This is a genomic window from Ahniella affigens (assembly GCF_003015185.1).
In the GTDB taxonomy this organism is placed as follows: Bacteria; Pseudomonadota; Gammaproteobacteria; order Xanthomonadales; family Ahniellaceae; genus Ahniella; species Ahniella affigens.
Genome location: NZ_CP027860.1, coordinates 3,994,817 through 4,011,920, shown reverse-complemented (window position 1 = coordinate 4,011,920; position 17,104 = coordinate 3,994,817). Strand labels below are relative to the sequence as shown.

The window sequence follows — 17,104 nt, the reverse complement described above, 5'->3', positions numbered from 1 at the left end:
AATGAGTGCGCAGCCCCTTGGCGTTGATCAGCAGAAAACCGATTCGGAGCACCTGCGTCTGCTGGTGATCTTTCATTATGTCTGCGCCGGGGTCATGGCGTTCTTTGCGCTGTTTCCGATCATTCACTTGATTATGGGAATTGCGATCGTTGCCGGATGGTTGCCCGAGCAACCCGGCAATGAGTCGCCCGCAGCGCTGGGCTGGATCTTTATCGGCGTCGCGCTGATGTTCATGATGATCGGGTTTACGTTTGCCGGCATGGTGTTTCGGGTGGCCCGAAAGCTCAAGGCGAGGCAGAGCTTTACCTTTTGCCTCGTGATCTCCGGTCTGCTGTGTCTGTTCATGCCGATGGGCACCGCGCTCGGCGTGTTCACGATCATTGTGCTGAATCGCCCAAGCGTGAAAGCGCTGTTCGACTCATCAGTGGCGGGATCGCACTGAGGGCAGGGTCGCGCCTGCCGGTTCTGCACTGTCTGATCTCCATCGAGTGTGGTGTTCCGCGAATCGCTTGAATACGTTTCTCGCCGATCGATCCCATGCCGTGTTGCGCGTTCAATCCGTAGTGGTTGTTTCGCATTCTGCTCGCGCAAGGTCTTGTCTCCAAGTTCGTCCAAACTTTGTCAGGCCAACGGCGGGATACGTCACCAGCCTTGCAAATTGCCGGTTCGGGTCATAACCAGTGTCTGGACGTGCAGCTTCGAAATGATGCATCGGAGTGCTCCGCTTCGGGCCAAGCAATTGATGGCTTGTGTCGACGCACGACCGCGACATCGTCGCTGCTTGTGCGACGGCGCCGCTGGATTCGGCTAGGGCTCAGAATGGACAGCCAACGCTTCTCGACCGCGTGAGGTCACGTTCGGATGATCGCGACGGCGATGCTAGGGGCTAAGGTCGTGCGGATTTCTGATCGGTTCGGCCAAAGGATTCCGAGTAAACAAAAGTCACGGGAAATTGAACCGCTCTGCAATCGATCGGATTGATTGCAGGCCCATCCTGTGTCGAAACCTCGTGACGCGATCACGAACACATCCCACCTCGAATTCAGAATGGACCTTATGAATCACTTTTCAAAGGGCAGCTGGTCGCTGCTCGCTACCGCTATTGCACTCGCTGGCGGCGCAACCGAATGCGCCAGCGCCAAACAAGTTGAATCCCCGCAACTGGTGAACTGTCCGAGCAATTTGTTGAAAGACGCGAGCGTGCGCCAGAAGACGCTGACGCGCTCCGAACTGATCGAGTCAGACGGGCAGACCATTACTGTTTCCCGTTTTCGCCTGGACGCCAATACGGAATGCGCGCTGCAGACAGCACCAATCCTGCGTGCGCTGAGCCCTGATGACCGAGCAACGCGTCGGGCCACCGTGACGGATTCGCCGATGGCCGCCTTGGGCGCAGATGAATCCGAGTCAGCGAACAAGGCACTGTGCGGATTTGGCACTCCGGTGGCACGGGTGCATACCGGACGCTGCGGTACGGGTGGTAGCGCCATCGCATCGGCTTGGTTCGCAAGTTCCAATCTGGCCATTGCCGGCGCGGAGTTGGCTGGCAACTATAACGATCTTTGCTTGCATGCAGACGGGATTTTCTACGATGTGCATCAGGTGCGTCGGATCGGCAGTGGTCCTGGCATGGTGGCCGGTCTGTCGCTGATGAAAGCGGTTGGGCGAACCGCCGGTGCCCAGCATGTGCCCGGTGCTCTGGTTTCGCCAACCGGTGCGGCGTTCGGTCTGAGTGTGGAGGGTGTCACGGCGAACGGTGGTGGCAGCTGCCATGGTGGGACCGCGAACGGTGACAATGGGACTTTTGCTTCATTCTATTGGACCAGTTACACCTTGTTTGCCCCCTTGTGGCTGTATACCGGCGGCCCGGCATTCATCAACTCCTCCGGTAGTGTTCCCGTTGGCACTCACGCCGTCTATCAGATCAATAGCGCGCTTGGTACCAACTACGTCAATCCGGTGATCAAGCGATTCTCGGCAGGCGACATCAACACGATCGCTACGTGGGCGAATACCGCAGCACCGACGCAACCAGTCACGATTACGTCGCCGGGCTTCGGCGCCACCGTCAATTCGAACCTACCGTTGACCGTCTCCGTGTCGGCCACCGGCAGTACCGCACTGGAACTCGATGGTCAGCCCGTCGGCAATCCGATTACCGGTTTGTCAGCAGGTCAGCACCGTCTGGTGGCCTACGCCGTCGGATCGCCCAACTTCCGCCACACCATTCAGTTCAATGCGCAACCGCAGGCGGTTGCTGATGCCCACGAAATCGACGACGCTCCGGATCAGTGGAAACCGCTTTATGACGGTCAGCGCAAGTACCACAACTTCCATCGGGCCAACGATGCGGATTGGTCGGCGTTCGCTATCGGCGCTGGCGTGCAGGCCAACATTGTGCTCTCTGGCTCGGCTTTTGGTCAGTGCGCGTTGAATCTTTACTTGCACCCAAATTATCCGAATGGCGTGCGTCAACTGGTTGCATCGACCAATGGTTCCTGCGCGAATCTGAGCCTGCAGCACGCCTCGCCGCTTTCGCCAGCGACACACGTCTACTTCCTGGAGAGTAAGCTGGTGGGCAACGCTTCCAGCAGCAACACCGACTACAACTTACTGGCAACGACTGCGCCAGTGCCGATCGCTGCCGATGCCTACGAGGCCGACAATACCCGCGATCAATACAAGGCGTTGTACGGTGGTCAGCCGCAGGCGCACAACTTCCACGTGGCGGGCGATACCGATTGGACCGCCTTTGCCGTTGGTCCAAGTGTTCCGGTTCGGGTAACGATGAATGGCGCCGCTGCCGAGCGATCGCGCATTCGCCTGTATCGCCAAGACAACTACCCGACGGGTCCGATTAGTCTGATTGGTACAGCCGAGGCCGCGAGCAGCCTGGTCCTGAACGATACCTTCGCGCCAAGCGGCCCGTACACCGTGTACTACGTCGAAACGGCTGCCATTTGGTCAGGCTTCTACGGTGCGGCCAGTACCTATCAAATCGCTGTTGACACGTTCTAAGGAGCCTCTGAACAAGTTCAGGGGAGTCATTACAGCAATGCCTTCTTGGCCACTGAATCCGGACCTGAGCCGGATTCAGTTCAGGTCTGAAGGTCCAGGGTCCGATACCTTGGTTCCATGTTAGAGCGTTACTTGGCCATTGAATGGTGATCGGAAGGTAACTGCCAAGCCTAAATTCCTACCCGTCTAAAGACAGGTAGGAATTTTTTTCGCATCCACCAGAATCCATTGCACACGATGCCACGTAATAGTGGGTTGTGTGCGATCCGAAAGCGCGGGCGGCAAGCCGCGCTTTGGGTTCGTGCATCGGTGGGCTGGGTGCTGAGTACTCCCCGATTCAGCCGCCTACTGCCAGGGCATGTTCGGTCTTGCCATGTCGACGAAGTGTTCTCCCCCGTACGTCAGTCGCCTCGTCGGCATGGCAACTTTTTCCTGGCTCGACCGAGTGCGGGCGTTGTGCCGCAGTTCCCGGACGGACATCGCGCCGATCAACGTGTCGGTGCAGCACATCGCCGTGACGGATGCTTATTTCCGTGCGGCATGGTTTGGCATTAACCTCCAGAGCGATTGTGTCCTGGATGGTTGCCTCATGAACGCGTGGAAACGTGCTGTCGTCAAGGTCGGCAGTAATCTGCTGGCGCCCGATGGCAAGGCGCTGAAAAAAGAGAATCTGCTGAAAGTGGCGGCGTTGATTACGCGGCTGCGCGCACGCGGCCGGGAGCTGATTCTGGTTTCGTCCGGGGCGGTGGCTGCGGGTCGGGCGCGGCTCCGACAGGACAGCCTAGGTAAGCAAAGTGTCGCTGGCAAGCAGGCGCTGGCCGCCATCGGTCAGGCACAGCTGATGGCAGCGTGGGCGCCGTTCTTCGATGTCCCGTGCGCCCAGGTGCTGCTGACGCACGACGACCTCAGCAACCGACGCCGCTATGTGAACGCGCAGAACACGTTGCGCGCGCTGCTTGATCTGGGGTCACTGCCCATCATCAACGAGAACGACTCGGTCGCGGTCGAGGAGCTGAAACTCGGCGACAACGACAATCTGGCGGCCCATGTCGCCGTATTGGTCGAAGCCGACCTTTTGATCATTTTGACCGACATCGACGCGCTGTACGACGCGGACCCGCGCAAGGTGCCGAGTGCCAAGCGAATCGCCGAAGTGTCCGCAATCACCCCGGAGATTCTGGCGCTCGCCGGAGGCTCGGGGTCGAGCGTTGGTACGGGCGGCATGCGGACCAAGATCGAAGCGGCCAGCAAGGCGAGTGCCCGCGGTATTGCGACGGTGTTGTGCCATGGCAGCGACGAGCAAGCGCTCGCGATGCTGGCGCAGGACGAGAATCCGGGCACGTGGTTTCATCCCGCGACGTCTCGGATTTCGGCGCGCGCACATTGGTTGCGTCATGGTTTGAAGGCCCAGGGTCAGATCGAAATCGATGCCGGCGCGGCGCGCGCGTTGGGCCAACAGGGCGCGTCGTTGTTGCCGGTCGGTGTGCGCGCGGTAGACGGGCAGTTCCGCGCTGGCGATTGTGTCGACATTGTCAGCGTTGGTGCGGCGCCGGTGGCTCGCGGGTTGGTGCAGTTCGACGCTCAGGACTTGCGCAAGATCATGGGGCGCAACACGCAAGATATCGAAGGCCTGCTTGGCGACACCACGCCGGCCGAAGTGATTCATCGCGATGACATGGTGTTGCTGTGACCACCGTACGCGAACTGGCTCAGGCGGCGCGCGCTGCGTCGCGGGTGCTCGCCAATCTCAACACCGAATCCCGCAATCAGTTGCTGCGTGCCATCGCCGACCGGCTGCGTGCCCGTGGTTCGGCGGTGCTGCAGGCAAATGCCGAGGATATGCGGCAGGGGGCCGAACGCGGCCTCAGCCCGGCCATGCTGGATCGGTTGTATCTGGATCCGAAGCGTCTCGCTGCGCTCGCCGATGCTGTTGACGCGATTGCAGCGCAGCCTGACCCGATTGGACAGGAGTCATCAGTGCAGGTCCGTGCCGATGGGCTGCGGTTAGCACGGATGCGTGTGCCGCTCGGCGTCATCGCGATGATCTACGAATCGCGGCCGAACGTCACGATTGATGCGGCAGCGCTGTGTTTGAAGAGCGGCAATGCCGCAATCTTGCGCGGCGGCTCGGAGGCTTGGTACAGCAATCAGGCGCTGGCCACGATGGTGCAGTCGGTTCTCTCAGATCTTGGCTTGCCCGAAGCGTGCGTACAGCGCCTGCCAAGCAGTGAGCGTTCGGAGATGCTGGAGCTGTTGCAATGCGCAGGCCTGATCGACCTGGTCATCCCGCGCGGGGGCGAAGGGTTGATCCGTTTTGTGGCGGCAAACAGCCGCATCCCGGTCGTTCAGCATTACAAGGGCGTTTGCCACTTGTTTGTCGATCGCGATGCCAATCAAGTCACCGCCACGCGTCTGCTGCTTGACGGCAAAGCGTCGCGGCCTGGGGTGTGCAATGCGTTGGAGACGTTGCTGGTCGATCAGGCCATTGCCGAAACCTGGTTGCCCGGCGCGGCCGCGGCGCTTTTGGCCCGAGGTGTCGAATTGCGTGGATGCGCGCGCACCCAGGCATTGATCTCGGCAGTAGTGCCTGCAGAAGACAGTGATTGGGATGCTGAGTATCTGGCGCCGATTCTGGCCATTCGGATGGTCGATGATCTCGATGCCGCGCTCGCCCATATCGCGTTGCACGGCAGTCAGCACACTGAAGTGATCGTGACGGACAACGCCGAGCGGGCAGCGCGCTTCCAGCGCGAAGTCGATGCGTCGGCGGTGATGTGGAACGCGTCGTCACGCTTCAACGATGGCGGCGAACTGGGTCTTGGCGCTGAGATCGGCATCTCGACGACGAAAATCCATGCCTATGGCGCCATGGGTGCCTTATCCTTGACCACCGAAAAATGGCTGGTCAGCGGTTCTGGACACGTCCGGCACCCCGATCTGCTGAAACCATAGGGATCTGCTGATGGCTCGTCGAATGCTCGTGCTCTGGTTGGCTGCTGTGTCCACGGTGTCTCTGGCCGCCAAACCGCCTAAGGGGCCAGAAACGTGGAAGCCCCGGCAAGTGGTGACGCTGATTCGCGATCAGGAATCGGTTCGGGCAGCAAAAGCCGCCTTGGCGTCGGCTTCCGAACGTTTTGCCGAGCTTGCAGTCGATGGTGCGGCGGCTTCGGTCCAGTGGATGCCGGACGGCCGCACGATGGCGCTGGGGCGAAACGAATACTCATACGGCACCACCCCCATCATCCGCGAGATGCGGCCCAACTACATTGCCGTGGGCGATCGCCAGAATTGGTGCTACGTGCGCAAAGCCGAGACCAAATGGATCTGCGAGTCGCCCGGTTATGTGAGCCCGGCGTTGGTCGAGATCGACTGGCAGGCCGTTACCGGTGCGTCGGTCCAGGACGAGCCATGCGGCGAAACGCAATGTCTGCGCGTACAGATCGATGGGTTGGTCGCCATTGATCCCAAGCTGCCGCCGGCCAAGCGGCGCTATTTCCGCGATACGAGCGAGCATGCATTCTCGGTGTCGCTGTTGATCAATAAGGCCGACCACCGGCCCATCAGCCTGTTGCGCCTTGATCGCATCAGTTCGCTCAGGGAAGGCAGCACCGACCTGAAGTTCGATCTGGATGCCACGATCGAACCCATTGCGTTGCCGAAAAACGGCCAGGACGCGACGCCGTTCTGAGCTGGCTTCGCCAGTCACCGATCACCATCCGGAAAGTGGGCGGTGTTGACCGCGCGGGGGCGTTCGTCACCTTATTGACAATCCGTTCTAGAACGCGCATTCTAAATGCATGGCGCGTACTCAGAAATTCCAAAGCGAACAGATGCTCGAAGCGACCCGCGCGTTGGCGGTGCAACTCGGGCCTGCCGAAGTGACGATCGCGAAGATCGCCGCAACATTGGGCGCGCCCACGGGATCGATTTACCATCGCTTCTCATCGCGCGATGAATTGCTGGGACAGGTTTGGCTCAATGCGGCCGCGCGTTACCAAGCCGACTACCACCAGGTGCTGAGTCAAGGCGACCCTATCGATGCGGCGATTGCGAGTGTGCGTTTTGTGCTCTCGCGTGCGCGCATAGACCCAGATGAGTCGCGCCTACTGATGCTGCATCGGCGCGAGGACTTTCTGGACCAAGCCTGGCCCAAGCCAATGCAAGATGCCGGACGCGCACTGGAGGCTGATGCGCGCCGTCAGTTTCTGGACTTTGGCAAGCGCCTATTGTTGCTGGGCGCCAGCGATGCGACCGCCATGGCGGGACTGCGCTATGCGCTGATTGATGTCCCGCTGGCTGCCATCGTGCCGGCGCTTCGGCGCGGCAAAACCCCAGATGCCACGCAGGACCACTGGGTGCTTGCAGCGACGCGCGCGGTATTGGCCGAATTGGGTGTGACGGCGGGTCGCACCCATCCGAGTGCCAACGCAGCGGCGCGCACGGCAGGCAGCAAGCGCGCGCCAGCGACATCGGCCCGCAATAAGAACTAGTCCATTGCTACAACGCCAACCTGCAGGAGGAACGCCAACATGTTGATCGATCTGCCAAGCCTCGCTGTCCTGTGTTTCATCGGCTCACATTTGTTGTTTGGCTTGCCGCCACTTCGCACCCATCTCATCAGCGTTCTTAGCGAGCAGCGTTTTGTCGCGGTGTTCAGCCTAACTGCGGCATTGAGCCTAAGCCTGCTCGCTTGGGCGCTCTATGCCAGTCTGCGGCAAGAAGTCCCCAATCCTTGGCTGCTGATGCTTCCTGGCGCGAGGATTGGTCTCGGCATCGTTGCATGGCTTGGGCTCAGTCTCGCGTTGGCGGCGTTGCCCGGTTATCCCAAAACGCCGATGGCGTTGTTTCAGACTCGTGTCCACACACCCTTTGGCATCAGCAAAATCAGTCGGCATAGCTTCTTTGTCGGGTTTGCCGTGTTCGCTCTGGCACACAGTGTCCTGATGTCGGAGCGCGCCGCGGCGCTGATGATGCTTGGATTCGCCGTGCTGTCGCTTCTTGGCGCGAGCATTCAAGATCGAAAACTGCTCATGCGTCATGGCGAGGCGTATCGACCGTTCATGCAGGCAACATCAGTGCTGCCATTTCTCGCCATTCTGCAAGGGCGCACACGCATACAGGCTGAGGATCGGATCGTCGCAACGCTGCTGAAGTCTGCATTGGCGGCTGCGCTCATCACGCTCATGCACCCGCTGTGGCAACTCGCGAATGGCGCGGCATTGCCAGTGTTGCTCGCGATCGGTGGGTTCTACCTGTCGGCGCGCCGATGGCTGGCCGCGCGCCGGCGCGACACTGCCGGACAAGTGCACCGCGCCTAGGCACAGGCGTTGGACCGCGTCGCCTCTGAGCGTATTCAAAGCCTCCCAAGGGACTTCAAGACCGTCCGTACGAAATGCGCAAAGTCAGGCCAACCTTCTGCGCGGCCCGCGCCGGACTCGAAACGAATTGAGTTGAACCGGAAGCTCGACTCACTTCATTCCGGATCAATAGAAGTACCCGCAAACGATACGTGCAGGCGGTAGAAATCCGTGGCGATCCGAACCACGGGGAATTTGGCGGGCAAGTCGCTTCGATCGATCCGCGAAAAGCCATGCTTGCCGTAAAGGTATTGCGCCGCTTGCCATTGCGTGTTGGTTTCGAGATACAAGGACTTCACGCCGTGATCGCGACTCCACTGAAGACTGACGGAAAGCAGTCGTTGCGCCAGCCCGAGACCGCGAAAATCCTGGTGCACATACATGCGGCGCAGCTCAAAGTCGCCATCGCCCAATGGCATCACGCCAATGCAAGCAACGACTCGGCGATGATGCGTCGCAACCCAGAACTGCGCTGCGGGTGGTTGGTAGCTCGTACCAAGGTCACTGAGGTCGGGCAAATCCTGAAGGCTGAGCGCCATCTGGTACTCGATATTCAAAATGTCCAACACGAGTTGCTGGACTGCTTGATGATCTGGGTCCTGAAGCGTGCGGATCAAAATCGTCGGCGTTCGCGTGCTCATGTCGATGAATCAGCTTTCGTCAATACGCACTACCATCTTTGTGAAAGAACAACCATTGGCCATCGATTTTGCGAGCCGCCAGATCGTCATCCGGGTAGCTGACCGTGTCACCTTCCACCCGATCACCAATCTCCAGAAACACAACGTCCTGGTCACTCAAATTGATCAGTTGATGAGCGTCGCCATTGCCGGCACGGAAGCCGGCACACATGCCCGGGCGGAGTTGGGTATCGCCACGATTCGTCCGTAGTGTCGGTTGGCCGCTCAGAATGTAGACAAACTCCTCCTCCATTGAATGTGCGTGCCGAAGTGAGGAGTAGGCGCCTGGTGCTAAGCGCGTCAGATTGACGCCAAACTTCTGGATGCCGAAGACATCGCCGAGTACTTTCTTGGCGCGCCCTTCGAAGCGATTGCCGATGGGTGCTGGATACACAGATGGCCTGGTCCGGTTCGGTACCGCTTCGGCAAAGACTGCCACAACGTCGTCAGTGTGTTGCTTGGTCGAATCGTTCATCATGGGGTTCCTGGTTTCAAGACTGCGGTGGATGCCAAAGCTGGCGGATGATTCAATACTGCCGCCATGTCGAGTTGCCCGAACCCCCTGGCGTGCGCGCGTACCAGATGCTCGTGGCATTGCTGCATCAATGGACTCGGAGCGCCGGCCCGCTCCGCTTGCGCCAGCACCAGTTCGGCGACATGCATGACATCGTCGATGGCAGCCTGTGCCGCAAAATCATTCTGGACAAATTGTTGGAGCTTGGTCTGCATGACCGGGCTGGCCATCGGACCCAAATTCAGCGCCGACGCGAGTCGTGCCAGCGGGATCCCAGTGCGGCGCGCCGACTGCACGGCTTCGGACAGCACGCACACCATGCCCACCAGATAGTGGTTGACGGCGAGTTTCAACTGCATGGCCTGCGGGACCGCGCCACATCGAATAAACGTCTGGCATACCGGCGCCAGGAGCATTTCGATCCGTTCCAGATCCGATTCGGCTCCGGCCAGCATGCCGAGCAACGTGCCCCGTTCTGCTGGAATCTTCGATCCTGAGACCGGTGCTTCGACGTAGCGCGCGCCAGCCGCCGTCAGGTCCTCGCCAAATCGCTGGGACCACAGCGGGTCGACGGTGCCCATCTGGACGATGCAGTGATCCCGCGTCAGGCGTGCAAAGGTCTTGCTGCCGCGCGCGAGAACCGCATCGATGGCCGCCTCATCGCGCAGCATCAGCAATACGGTTTCGCAAGTCCCGAGCAACGCTTCCGAGGAACTCGCCACGATGCCGCCGTCCGCGCGCAAAGTGTCCGCGTGATGAGGTGTGCGACTCCAGACGACGAGTGGTTGCCCCGACTGGAGCAGTCGCCGCGCGATGGGTTCACCCATGCGACCGATGCCAATAAACCCGACAGTCATGACCAACCTTCTCAGCCGAGAACCTACCGCCATTGCAGCGCGGGCAAGTCGATTCGCCGAGTGTCCGATTCGTCCAGTTTCATGTCTAATCAGACAAAATGCAGCGCGCCCTTCGTGCTATCACTGCAGCGCTGATCGGGTGTGGCGAAGTGCATGCCATCGAGCGAGGGACGACATGGTTGAGTTCGAAGTGTTGGTTTTGCCTGGCGCCAACCCAAGTGGCGTTGCGATGACCCGCGATATTCTGTCAGTGGCAGCAAGCGCTGCTCGTCGCCTGGCGCTACCGATTCCAACGTTCGGATTCTTTTCCGTCGATGGCGGTGCCGTGGCTTTGCAGGGCGGCATGCAGATCGATACCCGCCGACTGCCGCAGCGGCGGCGGGCTACCGGATCGGTGCTGTTGATTCCGGGGCTGTGGGTTCAGAATCGTCATGAACTTGCGGCGCAAATCGTGAAAGAGCCCTGCCAACAGGCTATTGAAGCCATCGGTGCCCATGTCCGTCGAGGGGGCATGGTGACGGCCACCTGTTCGGCGGTGTTCCTGCTGCACGCGGCCGGTGTCTTGGACGGACGCGCCGCGACAACGACGTGGTGGCTGGCACCCGCGCTCAGTGCCGTGGCCGCCAAAACGCGCGTCGAAGCACAACGCGTATTGTGTGCGGACGGCCCCGTGATCACAGCGGGGGCGCCGATGGCGCAGTCCGATGTGCTGCTCTATCTCCTGCGTGTGCGCCATGGCGCAGCGCTCGCCGATCAGGTCGCGCGTTTGTTGCTGCTGCAGGAACGGACCGAGCAGACGAGCTTTGTCATGCCGGGGTTGATTGCGGTGGGCAATCCGCTGATTGGCGCCCTGACGCAACGGATCGAAGCCGCGCTGCCCGAGGTGCCGAGTGTCAGCCAGTTGGCCAAAGAGCAGCACATGTCAGAGCGCACCCTCGCGCGCAAAGTCACGCGTGCTTCGGGCATGAGTCCCGTGGCCTTGATCCAGAGTATCCGGCTGCAACGAGCCCGGCAGTTGTTGCAAAGCAGTCGCAAGAGCATCGAACAGATTGCGCACGCTGTTGGCTATCGTGATGCGACCGCATTACGGCGCCTGGTCGCCAAAACGGTTGGACTGACGCCAAACGCTTTGCGCCGTCAGCGACGACTGTCAACCTGAGGTGCCTCGGTTGATGCGGGCTCGGAATGTGGCGATGCACGGCTGCCCATTGATCTGACGACGCTGGTTCCCGGGCGTGTCACGGTTCGTCGCGTTCCTGCGTAACCCGAGTTAGCCCGCCAGCCCGGCGGATCAGACTCTGGAGCCCCGATGCGCGACCTGCTTGGTCCAACCTTGTTGCTGTTCGCAATCAGTGCGGGTGCCGAAACCCCCATTCCGCCGCGGTTTCAAGGGAGTGCGACATTGCACGACGGACCGTCAGTCCGTGCAGGCGGCCGCTTTGTCTTGCAGGCCGCTCTTCGAGCCGAGGGGCAGGCTGCGGCGTCGGATCGCTTCCAGATCGTAGCTGCCATCAAACCAGCATCGGACCTGAAGTCGCTGAGCACAGCTTGCAGTGCAGCGTCTGCAACCATTTTTGCCAATAGCTTCGAAAACTAAGACTGAGGGGACTTTCTGATGAAATTGATTGCATGGATTGTCACGTTCGTGGCCTCGGTGATCACAGTGGCGCCGATCGGCGCCACTACCTGGACTTACCAAGGCAGCATGCAGGACCGTGGGCGCGCGGCAAACGGCGTGTATGACCTGAAATTGACGCTCTCTGACCCAAGCGGCAAAAGAACCGTTGGCGAACCCATCACCCTTCGCGATGTCCCGTTTCGGGACGGCAACTTCTCGGTGGCAGTGGACTTCGGATCGGCTTTGGAAGTCTCCGGATCGCTTCTGCTGCACACCGAAGTGGCGGAGGCTGGCGGCACTTTTGTCAGTCTCGGTGACCCGACGCCGTTCGACCCCAACGCGATTCAGGCCGGTATCTGCTGGGACACAACCGGCAATGTGGTAGCCGCGGGGGAGTTCCTGGGCGCGACCAACAATGTGCCAGTCGAAATCAGGGCATTCAATCGGCGCATGGCGCGCTTCGATGCCACCGGTACGAACAACGAATCCAGAGTCGTGCTGGGCTCCCCCGCGAATGCGGCCACCGGCAACGGTGCGACCATCAGCGGCGGTGGTAGTACGGCGACGAACTGCGGTGCGGATGCGAACGCAGTCTGCGCCAATCAGACTGATGAGACGTTCGCCACGATCAGCGGTGGTGCTGGCAATACGGTGGTCGCACCGTTGGGCGCGATTGGCGGCGGCAGCGGCAATTCGGTGTCTGGCAGTAACGCCACCATTGGCGGTGGCATCAGCAATGCTGCGTCCGGCTTAAATGCCACCGTCGGTGGTGGCATCCGAAACATCGCCTCGGGCACTCAGGCAACGGTCAGCGGCGGTCTCAATACGGCGTCCGGATTCGCATCGACTGTCAGCGGCAACTCCAATACAGCGAGCGGATCCGCTGCAACGGTCGTGGGCGGTTTTGGCAACAATGCGTTCGGCTTTTACGCAACGGCCAGCGGGGGCAATTTCAATTGCGCGGGTGGCGACAATTCCTGGGTGGGCGGAACGCGCGCCATGACGCGGCCGGGCAACGAGCCGAGCGACGGTAACTGTGGGGTCGGCAATTCTGGCGACAGCAATGGCGACGAAGGCAGCTTTGTCTGGGCCGACACGTCTGGCAGCAATTTTGTGGCAACCGGGCCTAATCAGTTCGCAGTGCGCGCGGCTGGCGGCGTTATGTTCAATACGAACGCGCTGACCAGTGGCAGTGACGACCTGGTGATTGGCGCGCGCAGCACGGGCGATGCGGATGCTGATCTGGCTTGGTCCAGCCGCTCTGGCAAAGTGGCGTCGATGTATCTGATCGACAATACCGGTGGCTTCATCATCAACCTGCCAACGTTGACGGCGTCGTCGAGTCGCTTGACGGTGGCAGGCGGCACCGGTGGCAGTGCGTTCCTGACCAATGGCGGTGCGTGGACCAACGCCTCCAGTCGCCACTACAAGGAAGGCTTCGATGCGATCGACCCATTGCAGATTCTCGCGAAGGTTGCGGCGTTGCCCATCGGCACGTGGTCCTACAAGAAATCCCTGGAGGGGCGGCATCTGGGCCCAATGGCTGAGGATTTCAAGGCAAGCTTTGGGCTAGCGGGAGATGGGCGCTCGATTGCGACCGTCGACGCCGACGGCGTGGCGCTGGCAGCGATCCAGGGGTTGAATCAGAAACTCGAACAGGCCGAGGCCGAGAATGAGGCGCTGAAGGCCCGACTGGCGGCGATCGAAGCCCGGTTGGCGGAGTGACCAAGCATGCAGCGATCCCCATGGCGGGTCGTCACCCTGGTCGAGTCGGTTATGCTCGCCGCACCTAGTTGCCCGCGGGCCAGAAACTATGCAGTTCGACGACGTTTACGCCGAGGTCAAGCGGCTCGCGCATGTTGCGCTGGCACAGCATGCCGCGCAGACGCTGAGTACCACCGATCTCGTGCACGAGGCCTACCTCAAGATCGCGCAGCATCAAGCGAGGCCCGACAACCGCGAACATACGATCAGCCTCGTGGTGCGAGCGCTCCGGCAGGTGTTGATCGACGCGGCCCGGCGCCGGCAAGCCCAGAAGCGTGGCGCCGATCCGCTGCGCGTGACCTTGGATCCAGAACTCGCGGACGAAGCGGCCGGATACGACATGCTCGCGCTCGACCAGGCGTTGACGCAGCTGAAAGCGCAGAACGAACGAATGGGGCTGGTGGTCGAGATGCACTTTTTCGGTGGCGTCGCGTTCGAAGAAATCGCCGATCTGCTCAAGGTCGATCGGCGCACGATTTTTCGGGATTGGGCGGCCGCCCGGGTGATCATTGCGCATTTGCTGCAGGAACCGGTCGTGCCCGACCCTGGGCGCTGATGCGCGTGCCTGACGCCCTCGCCAGACTCGACGTTGCAGCGTGCCCACTCAATCGTGGCAACGGCAGGCCTGATCCATGAATCCGGAACTGATGCAGATATTCCGCGACGCGCTCGATGTCGCACCCGCTGATCTGGCCGACTTCCTGAACGCGCGCTGCGCCGATGCGGCCGATCGTGCGAAAGTCATCGCGCTGCTGGCTGAATTGCATCAAGACCTGCCGGCTTGGCCGCCTTCGGCCGCCGAACTGTTGCAGCAGGCGGCCAACAATCCGGCCATCGCGCAGCCCTTGCCGCAAGCAGATTTGAGTGGCCAAGTGCTCGGACCATTTCGTTTGTTGCGGCCACTTGGCAGTGGTGGCATGGGCGCCGTTTGGCTGGCCGAACGCATCGATGATTTCGAGCAAAACGTGGCGATCAAATGGGCGCATGCGGCGGCGCACTCGGAGTTGAGTCGAAACCGCTTCGCGAATGAGCGGCAGTTGCTTGGCCGTCTCAGTCATCCGGGTATCGCGCATATTGTCGATGGCGGCACTGATCAGGGCCTGCCTTGGTACGCGATGGAGTATGTCGATGGTCAATTGCTGGATGCGTACCTGAACGATCACGAGCCGAGCCTGGAGTCGCGGCTTAAGTTAATGATCGCGATCTGCGACGCGGTTCAGCATGCGCACCGATATCTGGTCGTGCATCGGGATCTGAAGCCCAGCAACATCATGGTGCTCGCCGATGGTCGCCCAAAGCTCTTGGATTTTGGGATCGCCAAACATCTGGACGAGCCGAATGCGCTCACCATGAGTCGGGCGCCGCTGACGTTTGCCTACGCCGCCCCCGAGCAGATTCGTGGCGATGCGGTGACGACGGCGACTGATGTTTATGCGCTCGGCGTCATCTTGTATGAAATGCTGACCGGCGTCAGGCCGCATAAACCTAAGGGCGACGGCTCGCTCAGTTTGCTGCAAGCCATCACCGATACGGATGCGCGGCCACCGAGCACGATCGACGAACCGCGGACCGGCGGCAGTCCGATTCCTGCAGCCAGACTGAAAGGTGATCTCGATACCCTTGTGTTGAAGGCGCTGCAACGCGATCCCGCCCAACGTTATGGCTCGCCAGAGGCCCTGGCCGACGACCTTCAGCGATTCCTGGATGGGTTGCCCATCACCGCGCAGCGCGAATCTTGGCACTATCGATGGGGCAAATTCATTCGACGCCACAAAGTCGCCAGCGCCTTTGCCGGCAGTACCGTGCTGGCCGTGATCGTTGGCGCTGGCGTGGCCTTTTACCAGCGCGATCAGGCCATCAAGCACGCCAGTCGGGCCGAGGCAACCAAGAACTTCATCCTGAGCATCTTCACGAGCGCCGACGCCTGGGATACCCGTCAGGACGTCAGCGCTGTTGAGTTGACGCTGCGCGGTCTGGAGCAGGTTCAAACTGAGCTCAAGGACCAGCCCGAAGCGCGAATCGAACTCTATGCCACCATCGCCGAGGCCCTGGGGCGTCGATTGCCCACGCGCAATGCGCTCATGGCCGGTCGCTTGTTATCCCAAGAGCTGAACGCGCTGCCCGGAGCACCCATCGCGCAACGCATCGATGCCGAGATTGACGTGGCGGACTATCTGTCCGGGGCGGAAGATTTTCCAGCGCTCGAACAGCAGATCGCTCGCGTGGAACAGGTCTATGCCAACGACCTGACGTTGCGCGATCAGCATCGCTTGCTTTACCACCGAATGTTCCTCGCCAACGTTCACGGCCAATTCGCGGAAACTCGCGCACTGCTGACTCAGAGCCAATCGATGGATCGATCGACCTTGGCAGCCGAAGGGCTCGACCTGAGCAAACTGGATTGTCGTGAATGGGCCATGACGGTGGAGATCGACTGGGCCCAGCGGCAAGACCGGCAAGCGATTCGCGACTCCGAAGCGCTGCTCTTGGTGATGGACCGAGACTTGCGCGCGGATGATCTCAATCGCGGTGCGTTTCTGTGGCATGTGTCTGGCACGTTGTTGCGCGTGGCGCCCAGTCCGCCTGCGCTGGCGTTGGTGGCTCGTGTCAGCCAATGGACCGATGCGCAGTTCGGTGCCAACAGCGAGTACCGAAGCCGGATCGATTTTCATGACTTGCTTCGACTTCGCGCTGAGGCCCGCTGGCCGGAAGCCGAGGTGATCTACTCCCGCTGGATGGCGGAATGGTCGTACTGGCCCGAGGAGTTTGTTCTGGAACGCCAGCGGCTGCAGTATCAAGGAGGGCTGATCGCGCTCGCACAAGGCGATGGTGATCTCGCTCGGGAGCGCTTTGAAGAAGCGCTCGAATTGGCGCAGATCATGGCTGCCGGTCATTCCGAGTCGCCGACGCTTCGCGCCGTTCGAGCCGGACAGGCTTATTTGGCCATGCAAGCCGATGCGGCGCGACGTGCGGACTTGGAGGCGATCACCCAGGCGCAATTGCAAGCCGATGATGGGGATTGGTGGCAGTCCGCGGCCTGGTTGGCAGAGGCTGACCTCAAGGCTGGCAGGCTGACCTCGGCGCAGGCGCTTCTGCTGGACCTAAAGGCGTGGCATCAGCGACGCGGTGCGCGCTTCGATGCCCAACTGCTGTCGCTGTATCCAAAGGCCGAACTGCCGATGCCGGCGCAGCCGGGATATGAGCTGGCGGACATGCTAATTCTTGGCAACAAACTGATTGCCGACGCCGAGCGCATTCAGCAAGCCCGTTCGCTTTGAACGGGCTGTATTCATGCA

The 17,104-nt window shown here is 60.8% G+C and carries 15 protein-coding genes; 12 read left to right on the top strand and 3 right to left on the bottom strand.

The features are described 5' to 3' along the window. Position 1 precedes the first annotated feature (1 nt). From C7S18_RS15415 to C7S18_RS15385, 7 genes are all read left to right on the top strand, one after another. On the top strand, positions 2 to 442 hold the full coding sequence (locus tag C7S18_RS15415; protein WP_106892406.1) for a hypothetical protein: 441 nt from the start codon (positions 2 to 4) through the stop codon (positions 440 to 442). A 614-nt stretch (positions 443 to 1,056) separates the two neighbouring features. Further along, positions 1,057 to 3,018, top strand: a complete 1,962-nt coding sequence (locus tag C7S18_RS15410; protein WP_106892405.1) for a hypothetical protein — start codon at positions 1,057 to 1,059, stop codon at positions 3,016 to 3,018. 589 nt (positions 3,019 to 3,607) lie between these two features. Further along, a complete protein-coding gene (gene proB / locus C7S18_RS15405) occupies positions 3,608 to 4,708 on the top strand; it encodes a glutamate 5-kinase (protein WP_106894058.1) in 1,101 nt (366 codons plus the stop codon). Further along, on the top strand, positions 4,705 to 5,970 hold the full coding sequence (locus tag C7S18_RS15400) for a glutamate-5-semialdehyde dehydrogenase (RefSeq protein ID WP_106892404.1): 1,266 nt from the start codon (positions 4,705 to 4,707) through the stop codon (positions 5,968 to 5,970). The genes proB and C7S18_RS15400 overlap by 4 nt, the downstream gene beginning before the upstream one ends. A gap of 10 nt (positions 5,971 to 5,980) precedes the next feature. Continuing rightward, positions 5,981 to 6,706 (top strand): hypothetical protein, encoded by a 726-nt coding sequence (locus tag C7S18_RS15395; protein ID WP_146151945.1) that lies wholly within the window; start codon positions 5,981 to 5,983, stop codon positions 6,704 to 6,706. A 109-nt stretch (positions 6,707 to 6,815) separates the two neighbouring features. After that, positions 6,816 to 7,508 (top strand): TetR/AcrR family transcriptional regulator, encoded by a 693-nt coding sequence (locus C7S18_RS15390; protein ID WP_106892402.1) that lies wholly within the window; start codon positions 6,816 to 6,818, stop codon positions 7,506 to 7,508. A 39-nt stretch (positions 7,509 to 7,547) separates the two neighbouring features. Beyond that, positions 7,548 to 8,336, top strand: coding sequence for an NnrU family protein (locus tag C7S18_RS15385; protein ID WP_106892401.1), 789 nt, complete (start codon positions 7,548 to 7,550; stop codon positions 8,334 to 8,336). A gap of 155 nt (positions 8,337 to 8,491) precedes the next feature. Here C7S18_RS15385 and C7S18_RS15380 read toward each other — a convergent pair whose 3' ends face one another. Genes C7S18_RS15380 through C7S18_RS15370 form a run of 3 tightly spaced genes read right to left on the bottom strand, consistent with a single transcriptional unit; the run spans position 8,492 to position 10,426 of the window. Further along, complete coding sequence (locus tag C7S18_RS15380; protein ID WP_106892400.1) at positions 8,492 to 9,016, bottom strand: GNAT family N-acetyltransferase; 525 nt, start codon at positions 9,014 to 9,016, stop codon at positions 8,492 to 8,494. Between the two features lie 19 nt (positions 9,017 to 9,035). Beyond that, positions 9,036 to 9,533, bottom strand: a complete 498-nt coding sequence (locus C7S18_RS15375; RefSeq protein WP_338022121.1) for a cupin domain-containing protein — start codon at positions 9,531 to 9,533, stop codon at positions 9,036 to 9,038. Beyond that, on the bottom strand, positions 9,530 to 10,426 hold the full coding sequence (locus tag C7S18_RS15370) for an NAD(P)-dependent oxidoreductase (protein ID WP_170113292.1): 897 nt from the start codon (positions 10,424 to 10,426) through the stop codon (positions 9,530 to 9,532). Before C7S18_RS15370 ends, C7S18_RS15375 begins: the two co-directional genes overlap by 4 nt. Before the next feature lie 175 nt (positions 10,427 to 10,601). Here C7S18_RS15370 and C7S18_RS15365 point away from each other — a divergent pair, with 175 nt between their 5' ends. The 5 genes from C7S18_RS15365 (at position 10,602) to C7S18_RS15345 (ending at position 17,086) form a co-directional block, all read left to right on the top strand. After that, positions 10,602 to 11,585 carry a GlxA family transcriptional regulator gene (locus C7S18_RS15365; RefSeq protein ID WP_106892398.1) on the top strand — a complete coding sequence of 328 codons (984 nt, stop codon included), beginning with the start codon at positions 10,602 to 10,604 and terminating at the stop codon, positions 11,583 to 11,585. Between the two features lie 150 nt (positions 11,586 to 11,735). Further along, entirely contained in the window at positions 11,736 to 12,023 is a 288-nt protein-coding gene (locus C7S18_RS15360; protein WP_106892397.1) for a hypothetical protein, read from the top strand. Between the two features lie 18 nt (positions 12,024 to 12,041). After that, a complete protein-coding gene (locus tag C7S18_RS15355; RefSeq protein WP_106892396.1) occupies positions 12,042 to 13,769 on the top strand; it encodes a tail fiber domain-containing protein in 1,728 nt (575 codons plus the stop codon). A gap of 88 nt (positions 13,770 to 13,857) precedes the next feature. Continuing rightward, complete coding sequence (locus C7S18_RS15350) at positions 13,858 to 14,364, top strand: ECF-type sigma factor (RefSeq protein ID WP_106892395.1); 507 nt, start codon at positions 13,858 to 13,860, stop codon at positions 14,362 to 14,364. A 76-nt stretch (positions 14,365 to 14,440) separates the two neighbouring features. Further along, positions 14,441 to 17,086 carry a serine/threonine-protein kinase gene (locus tag C7S18_RS15345; protein ID WP_106892394.1) on the top strand — a complete coding sequence of 882 codons (2,646 nt, stop codon included), beginning with the start codon at positions 14,441 to 14,443 and terminating at the stop codon, positions 17,084 to 17,086. Positions 17,087 to 17,104: the final 18 nt, after the last annotated feature.

Coding starts and splice junctions, on each gene's coding strand:
- C7S18_RS15415 (WP_106892406.1), top strand. CDS start 2: ATGAGTGCGCAGCCCCTTGGCGTTGATCAGCAGAAAACCGATTCGGAG.
- C7S18_RS15410 (WP_106892405.1), top strand. CDS start 1,057: ATGAATCACTTTTCAAAGGGCAGCTGGTCGCTGCTCGCTACCGCTATT.
- proB (WP_106894058.1), top strand. CDS start 3,608: ATGAACGCGTGGAAACGTGCTGTCGTCAAGGTCGGCAGTAATCTGCTG.
- C7S18_RS15395 (WP_146151945.1), top strand. CDS start 5,981: ATGGCTCGTCGAATGCTCGTGCTCTGGTTGGCTGCTGTGTCCACGGTG.
- C7S18_RS15390 (WP_106892402.1), top strand. CDS start 6,816: ATGGCGCGTACTCAGAAATTCCAAAGCGAACAGATGCTCGAAGCGACC.
- C7S18_RS15385 (WP_106892401.1), top strand. CDS start 7,548: ATGTTGATCGATCTGCCAAGCCTCGCTGTCCTGTGTTTCATCGGCTCA.
- C7S18_RS15380 (WP_106892400.1), bottom strand. CDS start 9,016: ATGAGCACGCGAACGCCGACGATTTTGATCCGCACGCTTCAGGACCCA.
- C7S18_RS15375 (WP_338022121.1), bottom strand. CDS start 9,533: ATGATGAACGATTCGACCAAGCAACACACTGACGACGTTGTGGCAGTC.
- C7S18_RS15370 (WP_170113292.1), bottom strand. CDS start 10,426: ATGACTGTCGGGTTTATTGGCATCGGTCGCATGGGTGAACCCATCGCG.
- C7S18_RS15365 (WP_106892398.1), top strand. CDS start 10,602: ATGGTTGAGTTCGAAGTGTTGGTTTTGCCTGGCGCCAACCCAAGTGGC.
- C7S18_RS15360 (WP_106892397.1), top strand. CDS start 11,736: ATGCGCGACCTGCTTGGTCCAACCTTGTTGCTGTTCGCAATCAGTGCG.
- C7S18_RS15355 (WP_106892396.1), top strand. CDS start 12,042: ATGAAATTGATTGCATGGATTGTCACGTTCGTGGCCTCGGTGATCACA.
- C7S18_RS15350 (WP_106892395.1), top strand. CDS start 13,858: ATGCAGTTCGACGACGTTTACGCCGAGGTCAAGCGGCTCGCGCATGTT.
- C7S18_RS15345 (WP_106892394.1), top strand. CDS start 14,441: ATGAATCCGGAACTGATGCAGATATTCCGCGACGCGCTCGATGTCGCA.